Below are 552 nucleotides of genomic sequence, written 5' to 3'. Positions count from 1 at the left end.
CATAGCACCTTACTGTTAATTAGCAACACTGCGTTCTAATAAGTTTAAATTCCATTGATAAAGTAGGGATATTTCATTCTTCTATCATGGTTTTTGTTAACTTGAGCTAGTTTGGTGGATCTTTAAGACAGACCCTTTTTAGTAGGGGCGGCTGTATTACACGCAACATCAGGATGGTAAGTGACCATATTAAAATTAAATTGAAAGATAAATAGGATAACGAGCATGCTTTATGCCATCATAAAGGCATAGATAAGGGCAATGGATGATATGCCCAAATGATTGAGCTAGAAGCGGTCAGTGATGACGGTGTTCTAGAGTAAATTCAAGGCCTTTAGTTGCCTTGGAAAAGGTAATGTTATGACTGAAGAAGAAAGAATCGAACTGCAACAAAACAACCCACTGCATGGCTTAAAGCTTGAAACTATGATCAACGAATTAGTGGATCATTACGGTTGGGAAATTTTGGATGCAGCAATGCGCATGAACTGCTTTAACACTAAGCCGACAGTAGCAAGTGCCGTTAAATACTTGAAGAAAACAGAGTGGGCT

Annotated in this window: 1 protein-coding gene; it reads left to right on the top strand. The window is 38.4% G+C overall.

The window, feature by feature from the left end; translation table 11 throughout:
- Nucleotides 1-360: 360 nt before the first annotated feature.
- The coding region (locus tag AB4496_RS22325) for a VF530 family protein (RefSeq protein WP_372131996.1) at nucleotides 361-552 on the top strand (192 nt) is incomplete at its 3' end.

Source organism: Vibrio sp. 10N.222.46.A1 (genome assembly GCF_041473595.1).
Lineage (GTDB): Bacteria > Pseudomonadota > Gammaproteobacteria > Enterobacterales > Vibrionaceae > Vibrio > Vibrio tasmaniensis_A.
The sequence above is the reverse complement of the archived record's forward strand: the minus strand, read 5'-3'. Positions and strand labels throughout refer to the sequence as shown.